General features: G+C 46.2%; 21 protein-coding genes and 1 pseudogene. 11 read left to right on the top strand and 11 right to left on the bottom strand.

Annotated features, from left to right (window positions below; all coding sequences use genetic code 11):
- Positions 1 to 128 precede the first annotated feature (128 nt).
- Together ABCW47_RS03685 and ABCW47_RS03680 are read right to left on the bottom strand one after the other, a co-directional pair.
- The gene (locus tag ABCW47_RS03685; protein WP_343208510.1) at positions 129 to 1376 is read right to left on the bottom strand and encodes an ABC transporter substrate-binding protein; all 1248 of its coding nucleotides are present in this window, start codon (positions 1374 to 1376) and stop codon (positions 129 to 131) included.
- A gap of 115 nt (positions 1377 to 1491) precedes the next feature.
- Positions 1492 to 1989 (bottom strand): L-2-amino-thiazoline-4-carboxylic acid hydrolase, encoded by a 498-nt coding sequence (locus ABCW47_RS03680; protein ID WP_343208509.1) that lies wholly within the window; start codon positions 1987 to 1989, stop codon positions 1492 to 1494.
- 461 nt (positions 1990 to 2450) lie between these two features.
- Between ABCW47_RS03680 and ABCW47_RS03675 the strand changes: the two genes are divergently transcribed.
- The 5 genes from ABCW47_RS03675 (at position 2451) to ABCW47_RS03655 (ending at position 7326) form a co-directional block, all read left to right on the top strand.
- Positions 2451 to 3089, top strand: coding sequence for a GntR family transcriptional regulator (locus tag ABCW47_RS03675; RefSeq protein ID WP_343208508.1), 639 nt, complete (start codon positions 2451 to 2453; stop codon positions 3087 to 3089).
- 346 nt (positions 3090 to 3435) lie between these two features.
- Positions 3436 to 4119: a PspA/IM30 family protein gene (locus ABCW47_RS03670; RefSeq protein ID WP_343208507.1), complete on the top strand. Its 684-nt coding sequence runs from the start codon at positions 3436 to 3438 to the stop codon at positions 4117 to 4119.
- A gap of 255 nt (positions 4120 to 4374) precedes the next feature.
- On the top strand, positions 4375 to 5412 hold the full coding sequence (locus tag ABCW47_RS03665; protein WP_343208506.1) for a TFIIB-type zinc ribbon-containing protein: 1038 nt from the start codon (positions 4375 to 4377) through the stop codon (positions 5410 to 5412).
- Positions 5409 to 6194, top strand: coding sequence for a TPM domain-containing protein (locus ABCW47_RS03660; protein WP_343208505.1), 786 nt, complete (start codon positions 5409 to 5411; stop codon positions 6192 to 6194). The genes ABCW47_RS03665 and ABCW47_RS03660 overlap by 4 nt, the downstream gene beginning before the upstream one ends.
- Before the next feature lie 175 nt (positions 6195 to 6369).
- On the top strand, positions 6370 to 7326 hold the full coding sequence (locus tag ABCW47_RS03655) for an SPFH domain-containing protein (protein WP_343208504.1): 957 nt from the start codon (positions 6370 to 6372) through the stop codon (positions 7324 to 7326).
- A gap of 140 nt (positions 7327 to 7466) precedes the next feature.
- Here the strand turns inward: ABCW47_RS03655 and ABCW47_RS03650 are convergent, their stop codons facing one another.
- The 5 genes from ABCW47_RS03650 to ABCW47_RS03630 form a co-directional block, all read right to left on the bottom strand.
- Positions 7467 to 8420: a hypothetical protein gene (locus tag ABCW47_RS03650; RefSeq protein ID WP_343208503.1), complete on the bottom strand. Its 954-nt coding sequence runs from the start codon at positions 8418 to 8420 to the stop codon at positions 7467 to 7469.
- Between the two features lie 36 nt (positions 8421 to 8456).
- A complete protein-coding gene (locus ABCW47_RS03645) occupies positions 8457 to 9359 on the bottom strand; it encodes a hypothetical protein (RefSeq protein ID WP_343208502.1) in 903 nt (300 codons plus the stop codon).
- Positions 9352 to 9849, bottom strand: a complete 498-nt coding sequence (locus tag ABCW47_RS03640; RefSeq protein WP_343208501.1) for an RNA polymerase sigma factor — start codon at positions 9847 to 9849, stop codon at positions 9352 to 9354. The genes ABCW47_RS03645 and ABCW47_RS03640 overlap by 8 nt, the downstream gene beginning before the upstream one ends.
- Positions 9850 to 9995: 146 nt before the next feature.
- Positions 9996 to 10859, bottom strand: coding sequence for a class II fructose-1,6-bisphosphate aldolase (fba, locus tag ABCW47_RS03635; RefSeq protein ID WP_343208500.1), 864 nt, complete (start codon positions 10857 to 10859; stop codon positions 9996 to 9998).
- A gap of 203 nt (positions 10860 to 11062) precedes the next feature.
- A complete protein-coding gene (locus tag ABCW47_RS03630) occupies positions 11063 to 11485 on the bottom strand; it encodes a DUF3887 domain-containing protein (protein ID WP_343208499.1) in 423 nt (140 codons plus the stop codon).
- A 239-nt stretch (positions 11486 to 11724) separates the two neighbouring features.
- On the opposite strand from ABCW47_RS03630, the gene typA reads away from it, so the two are divergent.
- Together typA and ABCW47_RS03620 are read left to right on the top strand one after the other, a co-directional pair.
- A complete protein-coding gene (gene typA, locus ABCW47_RS03625) occupies positions 11725 to 13557 on the top strand; it encodes a translational GTPase TypA (protein ID WP_343208498.1) in 1833 nt (610 codons plus the stop codon).
- 59 nt (positions 13558 to 13616) lie between these two features.
- Positions 13617 to 14549 (top strand): DUF2156 domain-containing protein, encoded by a 933-nt coding sequence (locus ABCW47_RS03620; RefSeq protein WP_343208497.1) that lies wholly within the window; start codon positions 13617 to 13619, stop codon positions 14547 to 14549.
- A 47-nt stretch (positions 14550 to 14596) separates the two neighbouring features.
- On the opposite strand, the gene ABCW47_RS03615 is transcribed toward ABCW47_RS03620, so the two are convergent.
- Positions 14597 to 15967 carry an MATE family efflux transporter gene (locus ABCW47_RS03615; RefSeq protein WP_343208496.1) on the bottom strand — a complete coding sequence of 457 codons (1371 nt, stop codon included), beginning with the start codon at positions 15965 to 15967 and terminating at the stop codon, positions 14597 to 14599.
- A gap of 137 nt (positions 15968 to 16104) precedes the next feature.
- On the opposite strand from ABCW47_RS03615, the gene ABCW47_RS03610 reads away from it, so the two are divergent.
- From ABCW47_RS03610 to ABCW47_RS03600, 3 genes and pseudogenes are all read left to right on the top strand, one after another.
- A complete protein-coding gene (locus ABCW47_RS03610; RefSeq protein ID WP_343208495.1) occupies positions 16105 to 16641 on the top strand; it encodes a PadR family transcriptional regulator in 537 nt (178 codons plus the stop codon).
- Positions 16642 to 16714: 73 nt separating this feature from the next.
- Positions 16715 to 17824, top strand: coding sequence for an o-succinylbenzoate synthase (menC, locus tag ABCW47_RS03605; RefSeq protein ID WP_343208494.1), 1110 nt, complete (start codon positions 16715 to 16717; stop codon positions 17822 to 17824).
- A 191-nt stretch (positions 17825 to 18015) separates the two neighbouring features.
- Positions 18016 to 18558: pseudogene (locus ABCW47_RS03600) on the top strand (relaxase/mobilization nuclease domain-containing protein); the annotation flags it as partial.
- Positions 18559 to 18607: 49 nt separating this feature from the next.
- On the opposite strand, the gene ABCW47_RS03595 reads toward ABCW47_RS03600, so the two are convergent.
- A complete protein-coding gene (locus tag ABCW47_RS03595) occupies positions 18608 to 19162 on the bottom strand; it encodes a TetR/AcrR family transcriptional regulator (protein ID WP_343208493.1) in 555 nt (184 codons plus the stop codon).
- A 136-nt stretch (positions 19163 to 19298) separates the two neighbouring features.
- Here ABCW47_RS03595 and ABCW47_RS03590 point away from each other — a divergent pair, with 136 nt between their 5' ends.
- Positions 19299 to 20123: a pentapeptide repeat-containing protein gene (locus ABCW47_RS03590; protein ID WP_343208492.1), complete on the top strand. Its 825-nt coding sequence runs from the start codon at positions 19299 to 19301 to the stop codon at positions 20121 to 20123.
- Positions 20124 to 20422: 299 nt separating this feature from the next.
- On the opposite strand, the gene ABCW47_RS03580 is transcribed toward ABCW47_RS03590, so the two are convergent.
- Both ABCW47_RS03580 and ABCW47_RS03575 read right to left on the bottom strand, forming a co-directional pair.
- Positions 20423 to 21376 carry a transketolase family protein gene (locus ABCW47_RS03580; RefSeq protein WP_343208491.1) on the bottom strand — a complete coding sequence of 318 codons (954 nt, stop codon included), beginning with the start codon at positions 21374 to 21376 and terminating at the stop codon, positions 20423 to 20425.
- Positions 21376 to 22230: a transketolase gene (locus tag ABCW47_RS03575; RefSeq protein ID WP_343208490.1), complete on the bottom strand. Its 855-nt coding sequence runs from the start codon at positions 22228 to 22230 to the stop codon at positions 21376 to 21378. Before ABCW47_RS03575 ends, ABCW47_RS03580 begins: the two co-directional genes overlap by 1 nt.
- Positions 22231 to 22280 lie beyond the last annotated feature (50 nt).

Raw genomic sequence — 22280 nt, 5'->3', positions numbered from 1 at the left:
GCAGTTCTGACTCCCATGTAAAGAGCAGGCTGCCCTGACCGCCCCGGTTAAATACCGGAGCAAACGGTCGGACAGCCGGCTGAATATTACATCATTTTAAATTTATCCAGGTTATTTATGCCTGACAATCACACGCCTGCTGCGCCGTATTCGAAGCCTTCAAGAACGGTCCATTTACCTTCTTTCAGTCCGCAGATCATATAATTACGTTTGATATCACCAGCTTCTGTAAATACGATCTGGCCGGTAACACCTTCATAGGTATTGGATGCAAGCGCATCGCGGATGGCGTCACGGGTCACTTCTCCGTCGCCGATCTTCTCGATCGCGTTTGCAATCAGATAGATACAATCATATGCACAAGCCGGATGAATCGTCGGGCTGAAACCTGCACGGCTTTCAAACTCGGTCTTCCAAGCGGTCAGTTCTGCATCATTCTCATCAAAGAAGAATGGGCTCGTTAAGATCAGGTTATCCTTATCGGTCAGCTGGTCCGCTACCTGAGCACTGGTTCCAGGTCCAAGTGCAACATGCTGAATCTCCCAGCCTGCGGCATCTGCCTGGTTAAAGATCTGTGCAACCGCGTCGCCCTGATCCATAACTACCAGAACGTCCGGATTTGTGGCTTTCATCTTGGTAATCAGGGAACTGAAGTCCTTCTCACCGGTAGCATAGGTTTCTACCGTAACGTCAAGGCCTTCTACCTTAGCCTGTTTTTCAAAGTTGCTGTAGCAGGAAAGGCCCCAGTCGCTGTCTACACGGATAACCGCAATCTTCTTAGCTTCCAGGTATTTGTTCAGGATATATTTGGCAAGGAAAGGCGCTTCAACGTCCTGACGACCCATGATACTGAAACAGTACTCACTCATTTCCGCATAGTCGTCAGCAGACGCTGTCGGGCTGAGCTGTACAATTCCGTAACGGTCAACGATTTCTGCGTTTGCTTTACAAGCGCCAGATGTGAAATCACCAAGAATCGCCATGATTTCATCATCTTCTGCAAAGTCTGTACACAGTGTGGAAGAGGTAACCGGATCGCCCTGGGAATCTTTTATTTCGATCTCCAGCTTGTATCCATTCGCTCCGCCTTTGGCATTGATCTCTTCAATCGCCATCGCGAAACCTACCTGGAAGCCTTTTCCATACTCGGCATAATTGCCGGTAAGAGGAGCAAGGCCGCCCAATTTAATGGTTCCCTTGAAATCGTCGGAGCCGGAATCTTTATCCGCATCATCCTTCTTATCATCCGTAGTTGTCTGTCCGCCGGTCTGCTGGCTGTCATCTCCGGCATTATCATCCTTTTTGGAACAGCCGGTCAGACTACCTACCACCAGTGCAAGGCACAGAAGCAATGCAACAAGCTTTTTTGTTTTCATATTTCTTCCTCCTTTTAAATAATTAAAACGTCAACAAAGTTTGCGGATGCATTGCATCCGCTCACTTCCTTGCCGTAACCGATTCATATGTAAAGTCAATCAGCTGTCTGATTCCTTATTTATGGAAATGCAGTTTGCAGGTTGGACATCCCTTCGCAATCGTATCGGTCAGATCCAGCTTTAAGCCGTTTTCTGCTGCAATTCCTCTGTCTCCGTCCATTGCCATATCGCAAAGCTTTGCACAGGTCTCATCGTCAAAGCCCAGCTTCTGCCATGCACTTACCAATGGACAGTAGTGGAATTCGATCTTTAAATCATCCTTTGTGCACTCTGTTACGTCCATCTGGAACGTGGTCTTACCAAGATCATCTAAAAATGCCGCGCAGAACTGGCTGCAATCTGTGGAATCCTCACAAGCCGCCTTAAAATTAGCTCCATGTACATGACCTGTACGGGTGATTGCTTTTCTGGCGATTGTCTCTGCATCCACACCTGCTTTAATCCCCTCATCATAGGTAAGTCCCATCCAGGTTGCTCTGTGCTCAATTGCCTTTCTGTTGATTGCCACCTTCTCATCGCTGAATACCAGTGATAAATTCTTAATGTTTGACATAGTAAATTCTCCTCCTTCGACTTTTTCCGTGTTTCATTTCCATTTGGTTTACTGCCAAATCTTAGGCTAATCATATCAGTATCATGAAACAGTGTCAACGAAATTTAGTATTTTTGTCATTCTTTTATAAAATTTATTAATTTTATTATGCATCTTGCCCAAACAACTTATTTTTATAAGGTAATCTTGTATCTCTTTTGGTTACGGCTGGTATGTTCAGTCCGTTTCTCTTTGTTGACTTTTATTGACGATTATTGACAATTTTCACGCTTCTTGATATGATCATTTTGTATGACATATGAATAAAACGTGTTAATTTTCTTTGGTTCAAGGCTGGTCTTCTTCCGTCTGCTGACGGGAAGGCTTTCTTGAATTTTTGTTATTTTATACTTATAGCCGGTCTGTAACTATGCCGCTAAAGAATGTACCACTTATGTTTCCACACTTATGGAGGATACGCGATGACCAGGGACTCATCCAAGAAAAACACCTTAAAGAAGCAGATTTATGCCTCTGTACTTACCGACATCATGCACAGTGTATATCTTCCGGATCAGGTAATTACAGAAAAGGCACTGATGGAAAAATTTGATGTGAGCCGGGCGCCGGTGCGGGAAGCTCTGGTGGAGTTATGCAATGAAAATATTCTTCACAGCATTCCCTGCTATGGCTATAAGGTTACTCCCCTTTCTCAGGAGTATATTAAGAGCGTTCAGGAGTACCGCATTACGCTGGAGTGCGGTTTTATGTCACGCAGCTGGAACTGTATCACACCAGAGCATTTAAAGACGCTTGAGGATATCATGTTTTCTGAGAAATACAGGGACGGCGCAGAATACGATGCCTTTACCCATTGGGAGAACAATATTGAATTTCATCTGACACTCATGTCCTGTTACAACAATGATTATGCCCTGGGCCAGCTCCGCTCCGCTCTGACCGTTCAAAAAAGGGCCTACGCCCAGATACTATGGGAACGCTGGCATAAACAAATTTTTGCGGAATCCGCCGGGCTGCATCAGGAGATACTGCGGGCTATCCGCAAAAATAATCTTCCTCTGGCTATGAAGCTTCTGGAGTCAGATATACGCAGTATTTAATGAATCGGTTTCTTAATTTTATTCATGCAACTTCGAAACATGTCTTATATAGTTTAAGAGAGCCTCTGTATCGTGACAGATCAGATGGCTCTCTTTGTATATTTACTACTATACATAAAATATTAATAATATCTTATTTTGTATCCTTAAGCCCCTGTTTTCCTTGACGCTCTGTCGAAAAAACACTAAACTGGTTATAGATAAAACAGTGCAGGCGGTAAGGTGGAACACATACCTTAATACTGGGTTTTTTGTACTGTTTCATCATCAGCAGCACTATGTATAATATAAAATAAGGGTATCAAGTCTGTGCTTTGGTTAGCACTCAATTAAAAGGAGGATATTCATGGGAATTTTAGCAAGATTCAAAGATATTATGGCAAGCAACATCAACGCACTTCTGGATAAGGCCGAGGACCCGGAGAAAATGATTGATCAGTATCTTCGGAATCTGAATTCAGACCTGGGAAAAGTTAAATCAGAGACGGCTGCCGTGATGGCAGAGGAACAACGTGCCAAACGGGCACTGGATGAGTGTTCATCGGAGATTGCCGCCTTACAGAACTATGCTGTAAAGGCACTGGAAGCAGGCAACGATGCCGACGCAAGATCGTTCCTGGAGAAAAAGGCGAATTTTACAGAAAAGGAAGCCGGATTAAAGCAGGCTTATGAGCTGGCTCACACCAATGCGGAACACATGAAAGAACTGCACAGCAAACTGGAATCCGATATCTCACAGCTGAATTCCCGCCGGGAAGTAATCAGGAGTAAAATGGCTGTTGCCAGGGCCCAGGAAAAGATAAATGACATGACATCCTCCGTTGCCGACTCCAATCGTTCCATTTCCGCTTTTGAGCGTATGGAAGACAAGGCCAATATGGCGCTGGATAAAGCGAATGCCATGGCTGAGCTGAATAAGCCAGCCGATACCATCGAGGATCTGAAGTCTAAATATGACTCTACCTCCGCCGGCAGCAGCGTGGACGACGAACTGGCCGCGTTAAAAGCCAGCCTGAATAAAAATAATTAATGCGGGGACGGCATCTGTTTATCAGAACCGTTTTAAACGGATGCTCCGTTGTATCAGGCCGCAGCCCTGTGCAGTGCAATTGCACGCACAGCCTGGCTGCGGTTCTCATTCCAATAGTGCGGCGCAAAATATGCCGGCTTAATGATTCGATTCAATAAGTCGTTATCCGACGTTTGATTCATTAAGCCGGTAAACGGCGTTTGATTCATTAAGCTGGTAACCAGCGTTTGATTAACAGGAAAGGAACACGCAACAATGGTGCTACAATATAAGTGTCCCAATTGCGGCGCTGATATGGTCTTTGACAGTGAGTCCGGCATGCTGGTCTGTGACAGCTGCGGAGCGAAGCAGCCGGCGGATCAATACAAAGACCCATCCGGAGAACGGGATCAGCCTGCCTCAACACTTCAGGATACCAGGGAATATCAGTGCAACAACTGCGGAGCCGTCCTGATTACGGACAAAGACACCACGGCTACAACCTGCAGCTTCTGCGGGGCGCCTATGATTTTGAACGACCGCTTAAGCGGATCTCTTGCTCCTGCCAAAATCATTCCTTTTTCCATCAGCAAAGAGGAAGCCCAGGCTGCGTTTAAAAAGTGGTGTAAAAACGGGCTCCTTACCCCCAAGGATTTTATGACGGCCGACCGGATTAAAAATATAACAGGGATCTACGTCCCATTCTGGCTTTATGATGTTCATACAGATGCCGTACTGGAGGCAACCTGTACAAGAGTCAGAAGCTACTCGCGGGGAGATTATATTTATACAGAAACCTCTTATTTTGATGTTTTCCGGCAGGCAGATTTAAAATATCTAAAAGTTCCGGCCGATGCTTCGGAGAAGATGAACGATGAGCTGATGGATAAGCTGGAACCCTACCGCTATGACAACCTGAAAGATTTTAATACTCCGTATCTGGCCGGTTTTATAGCAGAAAAATATAACTATACGGATCAGGACCTTCTGGGCCGCATGAAAGAACGAGTCCGGCAGTATGCCGGTTCCTACCTGAATGGTACGATTGCCGGGTACTCTACTACTTCTGTGCGGAGAGAGGACGTCCGTTTTACCGAACAGGACGCCTACTATACGCTTCTGCCGGTATGGATGGTATGCTATGATTACAAACAGTCGGAACATGTTTTTGCCATGAACGGCCAGACAGGAAAGATTGTGGGCAAACCTCCTCTCTCCAAAAAGAGGATGGCCGGCTGGTTCGCCGGGATTGCGGGAGGTACATTCCTGCTTATCAAGTTAATCGCCTTTTTGATTGGGGGTGTTTTCTTTTGAAAAGCCGGTACATAACCTCTGCTCTCGTATTATTCCTGTTAGTGGCTCTGATGGTTCTGTCACCGAAGACCGCTAACGCTTATGACCCGTCGATCCGTCATGTCTATGATGATGCCGGTCTGCTGACAGAGCAGGAAATCAATCTCATCGAGGAAGCCGCAGTAAAATACGGAGCAAAGCGCAACATAAATTTCTTTGTTCTCACCACCCTGGATACAGGAAATGACACGGAAGGCTATTCCGAATCCTTCTACGGTGACTTTATCAACGAACATGGAGAAACGGAGAAAGATTGCGTCATTCTTACAATCGACATGGGCTTTCGATATGCGGATGTATCCGGTCAGGGAACAGCAAAAACAAAACTGGACAACGACCGCTGTACAAAAATATTTGATAAACTCTCATCCGACTTGAGCCGTCAGGATTACTATGGAGCCTGTATGACCTATCTGAAGCTGGCCAACCGGTACCTTCAATTTCGGCCCGGGGTCAATCCGGATCTTATTTTCTTCCGGACCTGGTTTCAGGTATTTGCAGCACTTTTGGTGGGCGGAATTTCCCTGGCATGTATGGTTTCCGGACGTGGAGGCCGTATGACGGCAGGCCAGTCCACATACCTTGATCCCGCTCATTCCCGTCTTACCGGACAGCGTGATACGTATCTGCGTACCACGACAACCCGCACCAGAAAGGCTTCCAGCTCCAGTTCAGGAGGAAGCTCCGGCAGATCCTCAGGCGGTGGCGGTGGTGGCGGAAGCCACGGAGGAGGACACTTTTAAAAACCAAGCCATGCAAGAAGGAAATGATAAACTGCATGGAGGAACTTGTTTCTCCAGACAGTTTTATCATTTCCTTCGTATAAGGCGCAGCCTTAAGCGAGTAAATACGCAGTATTTGCGAGCTTGTATGGCTTGCCTCAGTAAAATCTAATCCAGATAGAAAGGACAAATACAAATGGGATTATTCAAACGACAATTTGCCAATGTAGTTGAATGGCAAGAATTTCGGGACGATATGATATTTTATAAATGGAGTGAAAATGAGCTTAAAAAAGGCAGCCGCCTGATTATCCGTCCCGGACAGGATGCTATCTTTCTGGCAAACGGTAAAATAGACGGTATTTTTACCGACGAGGGCGACTACGACATAGAATCCGAAATCATACCGTTTCTGTCCGTATTAAAAGGTCTGAAATTCGGTTTCAAGACCGGAATGCGGGCCGAAGTGCTTTTCGTCAACACGAAAGAATTTCAGATCAAATGGGGGACGAAAAATGCTGTCCTGGTTCCGGCCCCCAATCTTCCCGGCGGTCTTCCAATCCGGGCAAATGGAACGCTTACCTTCAAGGTAGTGGACTATGTCGGTCTCATTGACCAGGTGGCCGGTGTGAAAAACCAATACTATGTGGAAGATGTCAAGCTGCGTATTACCGCGGTTTTAGATCAGCTGCTTATGAAACATATTGCCGGAAAGGGCAAGGATATGTTCAATCTGCAGGCAAATGCTTCCGAAATTTCATCCGGAATACAGGATGATCTGAATATGGAATTGATGAAACTGGGCTTAAAGGTGACAAACTTTAATGTTATGAGCTTTAATTATCCTCAGGAAATCCAGGATATGATAACCAAGAATGCCTCCCACAGCATGATCGGAAATATGGGAACGTATCAGCAGGTTTCCATGACAGATGGCATGGCTTCCGGAAATATAAAGGGAGGCGGCGCTGCCGCTGATATGGCCGGTATGATGATGGGAATCAATATTGCCAAGGATATGATGAAGACTATGGAAGATGCAGGTTCTTCTGCCGGCAGCCCTGCCGACGGGAAGAAACCTAATTTCTGTCCTAACTGCGGCGCAAAGACAGAAGGAGCCAATTTCTGTCCCAATTGCGGACAGAAGCTGTAATCGTAATAAAAGAAATAAAGTTAGAAAGAACTACACCCCGAACCGGTTTTTACCGGCCGGGGTGTAGTTCTTTCTATGGGGGTATGTCTCTGGCAGACATGAAGAACTCTCTTTGACTTCATTTTAGTATACTCTTGCAATTAACGGGAAAATATCAGTATTCGCTGCGGCTGGTCAGAAGTGTCTGCCCAAACCAGGATTCTGCCGCCCGTTTTCAGATCGTCTCTTGTCACAATATTCTTCGTAAGATAAGGACTCAGCTCACAGTCTGCATTCACCTTTAATGTATCCCCCTTATCTGTACTGAGGAATGTGACTCCGTCTTCCTTTATCACTTTTGTGATCTCATAATAGGATGGCACCTTGTAATCGGCAGGAATTCCGCACAAAATCAACTGAGCGTTGGTGATCGGCGGCAAACTTAATGTCATTGCCAGATCGGTATATACGTAAACTGTTTCATTCGCCTTTAGATCCTTAAGGTCCACCGGCAGTCCTTTCACCGCATCCAGCACCAGAGTATCCTCGGTTATATTGAGCACGATTTCTTTGTTTGGAAGCCGATCATCTGTACAGGTGAGCAGATATCTGCCGGTCTCATCTTTACCTAAACTTCCCCACTGCAGCACATTCACCGGTCTCGTCTTAGCCCCTTCCATTATTTCCTGGAACGAAGGCATGATGAAATTGTAGGGTATATTGCACAAAATAACCCGTGCATTGGAAATAGGCGGCATACTTCTTGTCATTACCCGACTTGTGTATGCGTAGAGAGTTTCACCGTAGTCAATATCCTCCGCCTTGACCGGAGTCAGGCTTGCAGCATCCAGAATCAGGGTATCCTCCGTAATATTCAGTATAATTGAAGGGTACGGGTTCTGTTTGTTAGGATGATCAAGAGTAATTCGATCCGCCTTCTGCTCTGCCATCCGGCCGAACACCATAACAAGCCCTGTGGCTTCCTTATCATAAGCTCCTGTCGTTTTTGAAGCTGCTTTTGCCTCTGCCTCTGGGACAGACTGGCCGCTGCCGGCCGCCAGCATTGCCGCACATAGCAAAAGTGCTGCAGTTCTCTGTATCCATTTCTTTTTCATCTTGTCTTCCTCCTTTTATTATCACTCTGATATTTCTTAATTCTCTATCCAGCTGTCCAGAAGGGCGGAACACTCATCCGATATCTGGTAGGAACCGCCGCCCATCAGAATCTTCTGCCGGGACAGCACCGTCAATTCCATCTGTGTACCGTCATTCAGGAAAAAGCGAAGCTGAATCATATCATCCGACATTCCGACTTCTCCCGGCTGCTCCTCCTGTGATTCTTCCAGCAGACCCGCCAATTTTCCAAGCAGTCTTCCGGAAGTAATACTAGCCAGGCACTCACCATTTGACATGTCTGTCAGCTCCAGCCGTTCCGTCTTCCTCCCCAGCTGCGCCGGTTCGAATAATTCCTTGGCGGGCAGTAACGAACCATCTGCATAGGAGACAGCCTGAGCCAGATAGCACCGTTCCTCCCACACTACACCCAGACGAAACGCCTCTTTGTAGACGGATAAGCGGTAAATCTCACCGCCCTCGGCGTAATTCGCTGTAAAATCAGCACCTGCATCTGCCCCATTGTTTCCCGATGTTACGGAATCGGAAGATACAAGGGTACCCAGATTTTCCTTCAGTTTTACCTGGGACAGATCGTATTCCGCCCCATCCGACAGGAATTCATACCGAAGGCCGTTATAGTTGAAATATTTACTCTCTTCCATCCTGACAGCCAGAAACGCTCTGGACTGCTGCTCCTGAGCTACAGCGGGCTCCGGCACCAGAGAAATCCTGGGCTGGCGCTGTGGTATCAGCAGCAAAATAAGGATAATAGCAGCCATAGAAACAGCCGCCTTCCACAGCAGTGCACCTCTGTGATATCGCCGAACTCTGCCTGGTTCTTCCTTTACCCTGTCCAGGATACCAGATAACATGCGTTCTCTCTGAGCGGGATCGGGGCCGACGCCCTTCAGGCTGCGGATTAATTCTTCTCTATTCATCCAGCCCACCTCCCAGCCTGAGCTTAAGCATTTCTCTTCCCGTATGTAACTGCGATCTCACCGTTCCCTCTTTCCGGTGCAGGAGTCCGGATATCTCTTTCGTAGAATATCCCTCATAGTAGTATAGATAAACCGGCAGGCGGAACCGTTCCGGAAGCCCGATTACTTCTTCCAGCGTCTCATCATATTGATGTTCTGCTGTCAGCTGCTGAGGGTTCACATCCTCTATTGAAGTCCTCTTTTTCCGCCACCAGTGGCCTAATAAATTTTTGCACTCATTCCGTGCAGCCACGATCAGCCACGCTTTTTCGTGTTCTTCACTTTCAAATCGTTTTCCCAATTGTATTAATTTTACAAAGACATTCTGTGTCACATCCTCCGCATCGGCAGTGTTTTTAAGCATCATGAAACAAACCCTATATACCGTATCCACCTGGCGGTAATAAAGCTCCATGATATCCCTGTCCGAAGGCCGAAGACAATCTGCCACCGAAATACCTCCCTTCACTTATAATACAATTGAGACCTATGAAATGTTGGATTTTTTAAATATTTTTTCCGAAAAAAGCGGGAACTGCCACAGACAGTCCCCGCTTCAATTTTCTTATCAGTTGATGTCAATCGCTTTTACACTACTCAAGCTTTGCCGACAGAACCGAATAATTCCATTTTCTCTTTCACCGTCTCCTTGATGCCTGCAACACCCGGTCCCATGATCTTACGTGGGTCAAAGCCTTTGCCTTCCAGATCTTTGCCTGCTTCGAAGTATTTTCTTACTTCCGCTGCAAATGCCAGCTGGCACTCTGTATTAACATTAATCTTGGAAACGCCCATGGAGATCGCTTTTTTGATCTGATCTTCCGGAATTCCGGAACCGCCGTGAAGCACGATCGGCATAGCGCCTACCTGCTCATTGATGGCATTGAGCGTTTCAAAAGAAAGTCCTGCCCAGTTGGAAGGATATTTGCCGTGGATATTGCCGATACCGGCTGCCAGCATGGAGATACCCAGATCTGCAATCATCTTGCATTCCTTCGGATCTGCACATTCACCAGCTGCAACAACACCGTCTTCTTCACCGCCGATTGCTCCAACCTCTGCTTCCAGAGAAAGGCCTTTTTCTTTGCAGACAGCAGCCAGTTCTCTTGTCTTCTCGATATTTTCTTCAATCGGATAGTGGGAACCATCGAACATTACAGAAGAGAATCCTGCTGCAATACATGCTTTCGCACCTTCATAGCTGCCGTGATCCAGATGCAGAGCAACCGGAACCGTGATTTTTAATTCTTCCAGAAGGCCGTTTACCATGCCCACGATCGTTTTATAACCGCCCATGTATTTAGCTGCGCCCTCGGAAACGCCTAAAATAACCGGGGAATTAAGTTCCTGTGCTGTCTCAATGATTGCTTTCGTCCACTCCAGATTATTGATGTTAAAATGGCCAACCGCATATTTTCCTGCTTTTGCTTTATCGAGCATTTCTTTTGCTGATACTAACATAATACACCTCCATCATTCATTTCGTAATCAGGCCCGCACATACAGAGCCTGTACACGTTTTCGAAACAACTATTCCAACTTGACATTCCATCACATAATCGAAACAGGTTTTATAAAGTATAGCACAATTCCTATCTTTTGCGAACCCCCAACCTGCCAAAAGAACGGTTTTTCTCAAAAAACGCGTTTTGTGCGATTCTCCCCTATTTCATATAGAAGCCAACCAGATTATTCTCTTTATCAAAGGAAATCGTATAGGTTGCTTTGCCGTCCTCATACTTTGCCGTAATCATAGCTGTCCCGTAATCCTCGTCGGTCGTCTTATCCTTTGAACCGCCGGTGACTACCTTCTTATATTCTACAAAATTGCCCAATTTATCCAGCTTCGGATCAATCTGCTCTTTCAGGGAATCCACAGTGACATCCGCTCTTAAATCTTCTCTGGACCGGTCAATAATTGTCTGGTAATCCCGGTTATGCAGCAATTCGATTACTTCCTTGCCGCTGCTCTCCACCTGCTCCGCGTCAAATCCATCTGCAAGTTTTGCCGTGGCACAGCCTGTCAAAGAGGCCATTAAACCTGCCAGGACAAATAATAATGCGATCTTTTTCCCAATTTTACTCATATTTTATCCTACTCCTTTTACTATGCTTCGCTCTCCGGTTACAAGTATACCCTAGTTTCTCATCTCTGACAATACAAAACCCCTTGTAAAAACCTTTCGTTATGGTATATAATCAAAAAGTTGGAATTTGGGGAAAAATAGAAAAATACTTCCTTATATAATACGAGAAGATTCCCGTGTCAAAACCGGAGAGCTGAACCCGTTTTCAGACAGTTTTGAAAAGAAGAAAGAAGGTTTTTATGAAAATCAAGAGACAGGATATCAGAAATATTGCAATCATTGCCCATGTCGATCACGGCAAAACGACCCTGGTGGATGAACTGCTCAAGCAGAGCGGCGTATTCCGCGTGGGTCAGGACGTTCAGGAGCGTGTCATGGATTCCAATGACATCGAAAGGGAACGTGGTATCACGATCCTCTCCAAAAATACTGCCGTACACTATAAAGATTATAAGATCAATATTATTGATACGCCCGGACATGCCGATTTCGGCGGCGAAGTGGAGCGTGTATTAAAAATGGTTAACGGTGTTATCTTAGTAGTAGATGCCTTTGAGGGACCGATGCCTCAGACCAAGTTTGTGTTAAAGAAAGCACTTGAGCTCTCTCTGCCGGTTATCGTCTGCATCAACAAAATCGACCGTCCGGAAGCCAGACCCACAGAGGTGATTGATGAGGTGCTGGAGCTTTTGCTTGACCTGGATGCGTCGGAAGAGCAATTGGACTGCCCCTTTGTTTTTGCGTCTGCAAAATCCGGCGTGGCAACCCTTGATCCCGAACAGGATGGCACCAGCATGGAACCGCTCTTTGAGACAATTGTCGATTATATTCCCGCACCGGAGGGAGATCCGGAGGCACCTACCCAGGTATTGGTCAGCACCATTGACTACAACGAATATGTAGGCCGGATCGGAGTCGGCAAGGTGGATAACGGTACCATCCGGGTAAACCAGGAGATGGTTATCGTAAATCTCCATGATCCGGATAAATGCCAGAAGGTAAAGATAAGCAAACTGTATGAATTTGAGGGTCTTCAGAAGGTGGATGTGGAGAGCGCCACTGTGGGTTCCATCGTGGCGATTTCGGGTATTTCCGATATTCGCATCGGGGATACACTCTGCTCCCCGGAACATCCGGTTGCAATCCCCTTCCAGAAAATTTCCGAACCCACTATCGCCATGGATTTCATGGTAAATGACAGTCCTCTGGCCGGACAGGAAGGTAAATATATCACGTCCCGGCATATCAGGGAGCGGCTGTTCCGCGAGCTGAACACGGACGTCAGCCTGAGAGTGGAGGAAACGGACAATACTGATTGTTTCAAGGTGTCGGGCCGCGGTGAACTTCATTTATCTGTCCTGATTGAAAATATGCGCCGTGAGGGCTATGAATTTGCCGTGAGCAAGGCCGAAGTCCTGTACAAACAGGACGACAAGGGTCATCAGCTGGAGCCCATGGAGCGTGCCGTTATCGATGTTCCGGAGGAATTTACCGGTACGGTCATTGATAAGCTCAGTCAGAGAAAAGGGGAGCTTCAGGGTATGTCGTCCACATCCGGCGGCTACTCCCGTCTGGAATTCCTGATTCCTTCCAGAGGCCTGATCGGTTACAGAGGAGATTTTTTGACAGATACCAAAGGAAATGGTATCCTTAATACTGTATTTGAAGGCTACGGCCCTTATAAGGGAGATATCCAGTACCGGACACAGGGTTCCCTGATTGCCTACGAGGCAGGTGAGGCAATCACCTATGGTTTGTTCAACGCCCAGGAGCGCGGAACTCTTTTTATCAGTGCCGGCGAAAAGGTTTACTCCGGTATGGTGGTAGGCCAGAACGGTAAAACCGATGACATCGAAGTAAACGTGTGCAAAAAGAAACAGCTTACCAATACCCGTTCTTCCAACGCCGATGACGCGCTCCGCCTCGTTCCGCCCAGAGTTTTGAGTCTGGAACAGTGTCTGGAATTTATCGACACCGACGAACTGCTGGAAGTGACGCCCAAGAGCCTGCGTATCCGCAAGAAGATACTGGACCCCACCCAGCGTATGCGTGCAAGACGGAACGGGAACTGATCCGTCCGAACCAAGCCTTCCGTGACAGCTTTAAAATAGAGAAAGGGAACGGAATAATCATGACTTATTCAGCACCAAAGGAACTGACGCCTCAGTCAGCAGAAGAATTTAACAAATATACCGTGCTCCGCCCGATTTATATGAGCGAAGGACAATTTTTAAACCAGTTTATCTGGGCAGGCTTCTACCGAACCAAATATGTGACCACAGACAAGTTCATGTTTCTGTTGATCCAGGTACATGGCAAAACTTCCACTCTTGCGCCTTACTGCAGAGAAGAAGACATTGCGGAAGCGTTTTTTGCCATCCGGGATTATTTTCATGATGAGCTGCATGAGCCTTTAAAAATGTATCTGACGGATATGCCTGTCATTGAAAAATTGAAAGAAAACGAAGAATTTATCCAGAACTTTGATTTCCGAGAGGACCGGGCCTGTTTTGATTATATATACGACGCGGACAAGCTGAGAACCTTGTCCGGAAAAAAATATCACAAAAAGAAAAACCATTTAAACGGTTTCCTGAAGGAATATGACGGACGTTTTGAATACCGTACACTCTGCTGCTCCGATCTGGACGTAATTCAGGAGTTCCATCAGACCTGGATCGACGACCGGAAAAACCCCGAGCGTGCGGAACTGATCGGCTGCGAGGAGGACGGAATTCACCGGATCTTCCAGCACTGTTCCGAGGTTGACTGCCGCATCGGCGGAGTCTTTATCGACGGAAAGCTCCAGGCCTACTCCCTGGGCAGCTATAATCCTCATCTGAAAACGGCTTTCATCCACGTGGAGAAGGCAAACGCGGAGTTCCGCGGACTCTATGCCTATATCAACCAGCAGTTTCTGGTCAATGAATTTCCAGATGCCGAACTGGTCAACCGGGAGGATGATCTGGGTCAGGACGGTCTGCGCCAGGCCAAGCTATCCTATCAGCCGATCAGACTGGTGGAAAAATACGTGATCAGTGAAATAGAATTGATGGAACAATAATAGAGAAAAAAGACACAGCCGAGGCTGTGTCTTTTTTAGATGTGATTTTAATATATCACAGCTGCCCCTCTTTGTGCCTGCCTCAGTTCCCGGTGAAGACGGATTGCCATACAGACAGCGATAACTGCAGAAAGAACATCTGCAATCGGCTGTGCGTAGAGAATACCATTTACGCCCCACGCCATCGGGAGCAGTAAGATCACAGGCACAAAACAGATTCCCTGCCGGCAGGCGCCCAGGATGAATCCAGCCTTTCCCCTGCCCAGAGCCAGAAACAAAGAGGAATATACCGTATAGAAACCAAAGAGCAGGAAGGACAGGCCGTTTGCCCGCAGTGCCTTCTCTCCGATAAGGATCAGTTCTGGATCGCCCTGGGTAAACTGGGACACAATCCCTCCGGAAAACAGCGCTGCTGCCAGCCCAAAGGCCGTACAGAATATGGTTGACCACAAAATAGAGGTTCTGATTGCTTCGCTCAGACGGCCGTATTTCTTAGCTCCATAGCTATAGCCGGCGATCGGCTGAAAGCCTTTGATGAATCCGAACACCATCAGACTGCCCATGGAAGTAATTCTGGTCACCACCCCCATACCAGCAATCACAGAGTCTCCATATCCCCTGGCCTGCTTGGTAATCAGAGTAATAGAGAGGCTGGTGAGCAGCTGGAATATCATGGTAGGGATGCCTATTTTCAAAATCTCAGATACAATTTTCTTAGAAAAGCAGCAATCTCTGAGCCGAAAATGAAAGATGCTTTTCCCTCTTAGAATATAGACCAGATAAACCAGCGTTGAGACAACCTGCGAAATACCCGTTGCGATTGCGGCACCGGCAACCCCCAGTTTCAGCACATAGATGAATACCGGGTCCAGAATGATATTGAGTACTGCACCGGCCATCAGTGCAAACATAGTTGTCTTTGCCGCTCCCTCGCTGGTCACGATATTATTCATCGTGACATTCAGGATATTGAAGATAGAAGAAATAATATAAATACCAGCATAGACCTTTGCATAGGGCATAATGCTCTCTGTTGCACCCAGCTGTTCCAAAATAGGATTCAGAAATAAAATAACGCCGCCTATCAAGACAGTGCCGGCTAAAATGCCGCTGTACAGCGCGGTACTGGCAGCTTTATCCGCCGTTTCCTTCTCTCCCCTGCCCAGCAGTCTGGATATATAGGAAGCGGCGCCGCTGCCGAACAGCAGGCCCAATCCCACCACAATCTGTCCAAGGGGAAATACAACCGTGATTGCTCCCATCTGGCTGGTCCCCAGCCCTCCTACAAACCATGCATCCACCAGATTATAAAGTGCATTGATCATCATACCTATCATAGCCGGAAGTCCCATTGCCAGTAGTGCTTTCGGCACCGGGGCATATCCAAGCAATTCTATCTTTCCACTATGTTCCTTCATCATTTCCTCCATTCTGAAGTGTTTATCCTTCTCTCTTGACATGTGTTACCGCATATATTACTATAAATTATAGTATAGAAGATGCAGAACTCATACTACTATAATTTATAGTAGTTGTCAAGGAAAAGGAGAAACTTATGGCAACGATAGATCTGATCGTACTAGGGATACTGAAAAATGAATCTCTAAGCGCCTACGATATTCAGAAGCTGGTTGAATATCGAAACATTTCCAGATGGGTAAAGGTCAGCACGCCTTCCATCTATAAAAAGGTTATCCAGCTGGAAGAAAAAGGCTATATTAAGAGCAATCCCGTCAAAGAAGGAAATAAACCGGAGAAAGCCATCTATTCCCTGACCGATGCCGGAGAAAAAGAATTTGAGAAGCTGATGTTTCAGATTGCCGCAAAGCCGATTCATATATTTCTCGACTTTAACGCCGTGATCGTCAACCTGACAAGCCTTGCACCGGACAGGCAAAAGCAATGTCTGTCCCAGATTGAGGACAACGTAAAGATAATGAAGATGTATTTGGAAGAAAATATCAGCACCAAGGAAAATAAACCGGAGATTCCAGAGACAGGCATGGCCGTGCTGCAGCAGCAGTATATCCTGGTGCAGGCCATCGAGACCTGGATCGCATCCCTGCGTGAAACGGCGGAAAAGAACGCCTGAATCATATCTGGTAGAACAGATTGTCTTATGCGGCAGCTTCCGCCATAAGGCAGGAGAAAGGAAGAAAATCGTAATGAGAATTGATGCACTGGACGTTTATTATGTAGAAAATCCTCTTAAAAATCCCTGGACAACCGCCTATGGGTCAGATCCCTCTATCTATTCAGTGCTGGTAAAAATGAGCTCCGGCTCGTACAGCGCATGGGCGGAGGCCTGCCCCCTCTACGCTCCCACTTATTCGCCGGAATATGCCAGAGGCGTCTATGAAGTCATAACCCGCTTTCTCTCCCCGCTCGTGCTGGGGAAGGAATTCGAGACACCAGAGGACATAAATCGTGCGCTGGCTGTAGTAAAAGGCAATCCTTTCGCCAAATCAGGGCTTGAAATGGCCTGGTGGACCCTCAGGTCCAAAATGACACAAAAGCCCCTGCATGAGCTTCTTGGCGGCTCCTATCATGAGGTGGAGACCGGGGCCGACTTCGGTATCCAGGATTCCATCGACACCCTTCTCGGGCTAATCGATCAGGCATTTCAAGATGGCTACAAACGGGTCAAATTGAAAGTAAAGCCCGGATGGGATTACGAGATGCTCCGTGCGGTGCGCACCGCCTTTCCAAACGGTGTGTTTCACATCGACTGCAACTCCGGCTATACACCGGAGGACCTGCCCCTCTTTCAGAAGATAGACAAGCTGGGTCTTGCCATGATTGAACAGCCTCTGTTTCATGCCGACCTGGTTCAGCATGCCAGGCTCCAGGCCCGCCTTGAAACGCCTCTGTGCCTGGACGAGAGCATTAACTCCTATGAGGCCGCCGAAGCTGCTGCAGAGCTGAACGCCTGCGGCTACATCAATATTAAGCCGGGCCGGGTGGGCGGCTTATATCCCTCACTGCGCATCAACCGGCTCTGCCAGGAAGCCGGAATCGGCAACTGGATCGGCGGTATGCTGGAAACTTCCATAGGCGTAGGGATCTGCGCCGAACTGGCCACCATCGGGAACATGACTTATCCCAGCGATATCTTCCCATCGGATTATCTCTATCCGGAAGAAATATCGGAGAATAAGGTCGTGCTCTCCTCCCCCGGAAAAATTATGCCGTCCTTAGTACCGGGCAACGGATATGTACCGGAAAAAGAAAAACTCTGGAAGAGGACACTGGAAAAAGTTCATCTGGAACCCTAACCTTATTAGACCATTTATCACCCGGCGATAAACTGCGCACAATTTGTTTATTTATTCAACAATATATATAATTACGGCCAAAATTCAAGCAATATATACATTTGACGGAGGTTTTCTGCCATGATATATTTTCAACAGAGCGTGTTGCAGGGTGGCGTTGACCTTTATTCTACATAGAATGGAGGTGAGACATGGCAACTACCCGCCATTTTACCCGGCATATCAACGCCGGGGAGACGATAGCGGAGGCAATCAAGGACTGTATTGACTACGGTAAAAATCCCGAAAAGACCTGGGGCGGCAAACTTATCTCCGCTTATGAGTGCGACCCGGCCACAGTAGACGCAGAATTTCTGCTTTCCAAGAGCAAGTATAAGGCCATCACAGGACGGGTGCAGAAGTGGGACGAGGACATTTTGTGCTATCAAATACGGCAGTCCTTCCTCCCCGGAGAAGTGACCCCGGAAGAAGCAAACCGTATCGGCTACGAGCTCGGCATGAGCTGGACAAAAGGCAAACACGCTTTTATTGTTACAACGCATATTGATAAGGCCCATGTCTACAACCACATTTACTACAATTCAACATCTCTGGACTGTACCCGGAAGTTTCGGGATTTCTGGAACAGCTCCTTTGCAATCCGGCGGGTAAGCGACCGGATCTGTCTGGAACACGGGCTTTCGATTGTGAAAAATCCGAAGCCACGGAGTAAAGGCAAGTTTAAGGATTACGGACACTTGCATCGCTTGCCGTTTAGCGCCTCTCTCAAAAAGTTCAGTTTATTTAGATACTTTTCATAAAGTAATGGAGTGATTTCTGAATAATACGTTCCATTTCAAGGGGTGTCTCTCTATTTTCGCTATACAACCATTTAATTAAAATATTCCATAGGCCACCCATACTAAAAAGTAGACAATACTCTAATTCTTTATCAGAGCAATCGTCTTTCCAATGTTCTCTAAAACGTTCATATATCTGCGGCCAGTATTTATTGGAAACATCAATTAAATGACATATAAGATGATTATTGGTCAATACTGTCAGGTAATCTATATGTTCCTGCCAAAAGGTAAAATAAACTTGAATAATATGTCGTATCGAATATTCAATATCCTGATCTAAATATCTGATATAGCTCTCGCATAGCTGTGTGCAGGAATAGATGATTACATCTTCTTTTGAACAGAAATTTCGATAAAATGTTCGTCGGGCAAGTTGAGCATTTCCTGAAATTTTTGAAATAGTAATTTCCGAATAAATTTGTTTTTCCATTAAACGAAATAGTGATTGGGTAAGCCATTGTTTCGATTGTTCCGCTATTGGATTTAACTTTTTCATTTGGGCTCCTTTTGTGTCACATTTTTTACTTGAATGTAGCACTTGGCTTCAAGCGATTGACGATATATTTTTTAACTATTATATTATTAATAAAGAAGTGGCACAAGTGGGACATGTGTTTGTAAGGAGGCGCAAGTTGAAACTTCATCAATACAGTTCTAATATTTTCAATGAATTTCGGATTAAATGTAATGAGTGTAGCGGGCTTTGCTGTGTAGCGTTATACTTTTCTAAATTTGATGGATTTCCTGCTGATAAAGTTGCCGGAACACCATGTTGCTATTTAGATAGTCATTATTGTTGCTCCATTCATAGGGAATTGCACTCTAAACATATGAAAGGCTGTTTGGCCTATGATTGTTGTGGAGCGGGGCAGATAGTTACTCACTTGTATGGAGAAAAAAACTGGAAATCCAAACCATGCATAGCCCAAGAGGAATTTGATGTATTTGTGAAAACATTCTATCTGCAACAAATATTATTGTATCTGTCAGAGGTTTTAACGTTACAGCCAGTAAAGGAACTCTGGGAGGAGGCTAATATTTATTCAAATGAATTAAATCTTCTTTTGAAATCTTCTCCGCAAGAAATACTGGATTTTGATACGGAATTTTTCAGAACGAAAGTAGATATATTGCTGAATAAGGCTTGGACAAAGGTAAAAAAGCAGGTCGGCAGGTCACAAAGTATAAAGCAGAAACAAGATTTTATGGGACATAATTTCAAAAAAGCCAAACTGATGGGTTGCGACTTTAGTTTCACTTTTTTAATAGCAGCGAATTTAGAAGGATGCGATCTGACGGGATGTAATTTTCTTGGAGCAGATATGAGGGATACTAATATTAAAAACGCTAATTTAAGTGAAAGCATATTCTTGACACAAGGGCAAATTAACGCAGCAATAGGAAACTTAAATACTCGCATTCCTAAACATCTTAATATGCCGTCCGAATGGCTCTAAAGTAGTATATTGACAATTAGATGGATATAACTGAATATCACTTCGGGCCAACTTGTCCCGAAGTCCACAAAAATCCCGTTGCACTAATTTCAAAAAATTGGACTCCTCCCTGATACGCAGGGCCGGAGGGTCTACGCACATTACATACTCGGCTTGAGCAAAACCGAGATTGCGCGGGCCGAAGGTGTAGCGAAAAGCCGTGTCTCCGAAAGCATAGAACTCATCCTTGCATTTAACATATTATATACGAAAGGCCGCTGCACAAGCAGCGGCCTTTCGCTCCGATATAACAATACTTATTATTTCCCAAGCATTTCTTTCATGTTCTTATATAAGCCGTCTGTATCATACTCATTGATTTTATACAGATACTGAGGGGTAGCCAGCGGAACAAATTTGTCCGGGCAGCCCAGGATCTTGAAGTTGCATGCAACCCCTGCCTGTGCCAGAGCTGCACCTACATGATAGCCGAGACCGCCGATGATATTGTGGTCCTGTGCAGCAATCACATTTCCAGTCTTGGCAGCGCTTAATACAGCATCCACATCCAGAGGTTTGATGGTATGCATATCCACAACGCGGACATTCACGCCGCAGTCAGCTTTCAGTTTCACAGCAGCATCCAGTGCAGAAGCTACTACATTACCGGATACGATAAAAGCAGCGTCATCGCCTTCTCTGGCCGTGATTGCCTTACCGATCTGATAGTCATAGTTATCGTCATAGATGACTCTCATAGGCTCGCGGCTCACACGAATGTAGATCGGGCCTGCATAATCCATGGAAGCTTCCAGCATCTTAACAACCTGTTTCGCATCACCCGGCTCTAACACAGTCATTCCAGCCATAGAAGTTGTGATAGCCACATCCTCCAGAGCGGAGTGAGTTGCACCGGAAATACCCATAGAGTAACCGGAACCGGAACCAATCATACGAACCGGCAGCTGTCCGTAGCATACGTCTGTACGGATCTGCTCGCAGGCACGCATAGTCAAAAACGGTGCCATCGTATAGGCAACAGGCATAAAGCCTTCATGAGCAAGACCAGCAGCTACACTGATCAGGTTCTGCTCTGCAATGCCTACATTAAAGGAACGCTCCGGATATTTTTTGATGAATTCGTTTGCAAATGTGATTCGGGAGAGATCTGCGTTCAGCACGACCAGTTTGGAATTTTTGTCTCCCAAGTCAACCATACAGCCGCCTGCCAGTGATCTGGCATCAATCATATCGCCTTTTTTCAAATCAGCCATTACAGTTCCCCCCATTTCTTAATAAAAGCAGCCTCCAGCTCCTCTTGTGCCTGTTTCATTTTCTCGTCATCAATCATGGATGAATGCCACTCTGTTACATTTTCCATAAAGCTTACGCCGTTACCCTTGGTAGTATTTGCGATAACAACGGTCGGAACATCGCTGTCCGGCGCCGGAAGGGAATCCACTACATCCACCAGAGCTTCCATGTTATTTCCGTCTACTTCTACTACATTCCAGCCGAACGCTTTCCATTTATCAACAAATGGCTCCAGAGCCATAATTTCTTCTGTCTTGCCGTCCAGGGACAGGCGGTTTCTGTCTACAAAACCGATCAGGTTGCCCAGTTTGAAATGACGGGCTGCCATAGCACCTTCCCAGATACTTCCTTCGTCCATCTCACCGTCGCCCATTACTACGAATACACGGCTGTTCGACTTTTTCACTTTCAGACCGGAAGCAATTCCAACAGCAACCGGGAGTCCATGTCCCAGAGAACCTGTGGAAACATCCACATAAGGATTGATCAGGTTACAGGAATGCATACCGAAACGTCCGAAGTCCGTTGCATACTCATTGAAGATTTCTTCTTTCTTGTAGCAGCCCTTTGCCGCCTGATTCAAAGAAGTAACTGCCGCAGCATGTCCTTTACTCAAGACAAAACGGTCTCTCTCTTCCCATCTTGGATTGGTCACATCGTACTTCATGGCATACTGCCAGATTACGGTCATCAGATCTGCTGCAGAATAATCTCCGCCGATATGGATTGCGGTACGGTTACACAATTCCAAAAGATCTTCTCTTATGCTGAGCGCTACACGTTCCAAGCGTTTAATTGTCGCTTTGTCAGCCATAAATTATCCACCTCTTCTTTCTTTTAGTATCATTTCTTCAAGTTAAAGGG

The sequence above is a fragment of the Anaerolentibacter hominis genome (assembly GCF_032380675.1).
GTDB lineage: Bacteria > Bacillota > Clostridia > Lachnospirales > Lachnospiraceae > Anaerolentibacter > Anaerolentibacter hominis.
This window is presented reverse-complemented; position numbering and strand designations above follow the sequence as displayed.

Bases quoted from the DNA above. Each gene is read 5' to 3' on its own strand.
- ABCW47_RS03685 (WP_343208510.1), bottom strand. From the start codon at position 1,376: ATGAAAACAAAAAAGCTTGTTGCATTGCTTCTGTGCCTTGCACTGGTG.
- ABCW47_RS03680 (WP_343208509.1), bottom strand. From the start codon at position 1,989: ATGTCAAACATTAAGAATTTATCACTGGTATTCAGCGATGAGAAGGTG.
- ABCW47_RS03675 (WP_343208508.1), top strand. From the start codon at position 2,451: ATGACCAGGGACTCATCCAAGAAAAACACCTTAAAGAAGCAGATTTAT.
- ABCW47_RS03670 (WP_343208507.1), top strand. From the start codon at position 3,436: ATGGGAATTTTAGCAAGATTCAAAGATATTATGGCAAGCAACATCAAC.
- ABCW47_RS03665 (WP_343208506.1), top strand. From the start codon at position 4,375: ATGGTGCTACAATATAAGTGTCCCAATTGCGGCGCTGATATGGTCTTT.
- ABCW47_RS03655 (WP_343208504.1), top strand. From the start codon at position 6,370: ATGGGATTATTCAAACGACAATTTGCCAATGTAGTTGAATGGCAAGAA.
- ABCW47_RS03650 (WP_343208503.1), bottom strand. From the start codon at position 8,420: ATGAAAAAGAAATGGATACAGAGAACTGCAGCACTTTTGCTATGTGCG.
- ABCW47_RS03645 (WP_343208502.1), bottom strand. From the start codon at position 9,359: ATGAATAGAGAAGAATTAATCCGCAGCCTGAAGGGCGTCGGCCCCGAT.
- fba (WP_343208500.1), bottom strand. From the start codon at position 10,859: ATGTTAGTATCAGCAAAAGAAATGCTCGATAAAGCAAAAGCAGGAAAA.
- ABCW47_RS03630 (WP_343208499.1), bottom strand. From the start codon at position 11,485: ATGAGTAAAATTGGGAAAAAGATCGCATTATTATTTGTCCTGGCAGGT.
- typA (WP_343208498.1), top strand. From the start codon at position 11,725: ATGAAAATCAAGAGACAGGATATCAGAAATATTGCAATCATTGCCCAT.
- ABCW47_RS03620 (WP_343208497.1), top strand. From the start codon at position 13,617: ATGACTTATTCAGCACCAAAGGAACTGACGCCTCAGTCAGCAGAAGAA.
- ABCW47_RS03615 (WP_343208496.1), bottom strand. From the start codon at position 15,967: ATGAAGGAACATAGTGGAAAGATAGAATTGCTTGGATATGCCCCGGTG.
- ABCW47_RS03610 (WP_343208495.1), top strand. From the start codon at position 16,105: ATGGCAACGATAGATCTGATCGTACTAGGGATACTGAAAAATGAATCT.
- menC (WP_343208494.1), top strand. From the start codon at position 16,715: ATGAGAATTGATGCACTGGACGTTTATTATGTAGAAAATCCTCTTAAA.
- ABCW47_RS03595 (WP_343208493.1), bottom strand. From the start codon at position 19,162: ATGAAAAAGTTAAATCCAATAGCGGAACAATCGAAACAATGGCTTACC.
- ABCW47_RS03580 (WP_343208491.1), bottom strand. From the start codon at position 21,376: ATGGCTGATTTGAAAAAAGGCGATATGATTGATGCCAGATCACTGGCA.
- ABCW47_RS03575 (WP_343208490.1), bottom strand. From the start codon at position 22,230: ATGGCTGACAAAGCGACAATTAAACGCTTGGAACGTGTAGCGCTCAGC.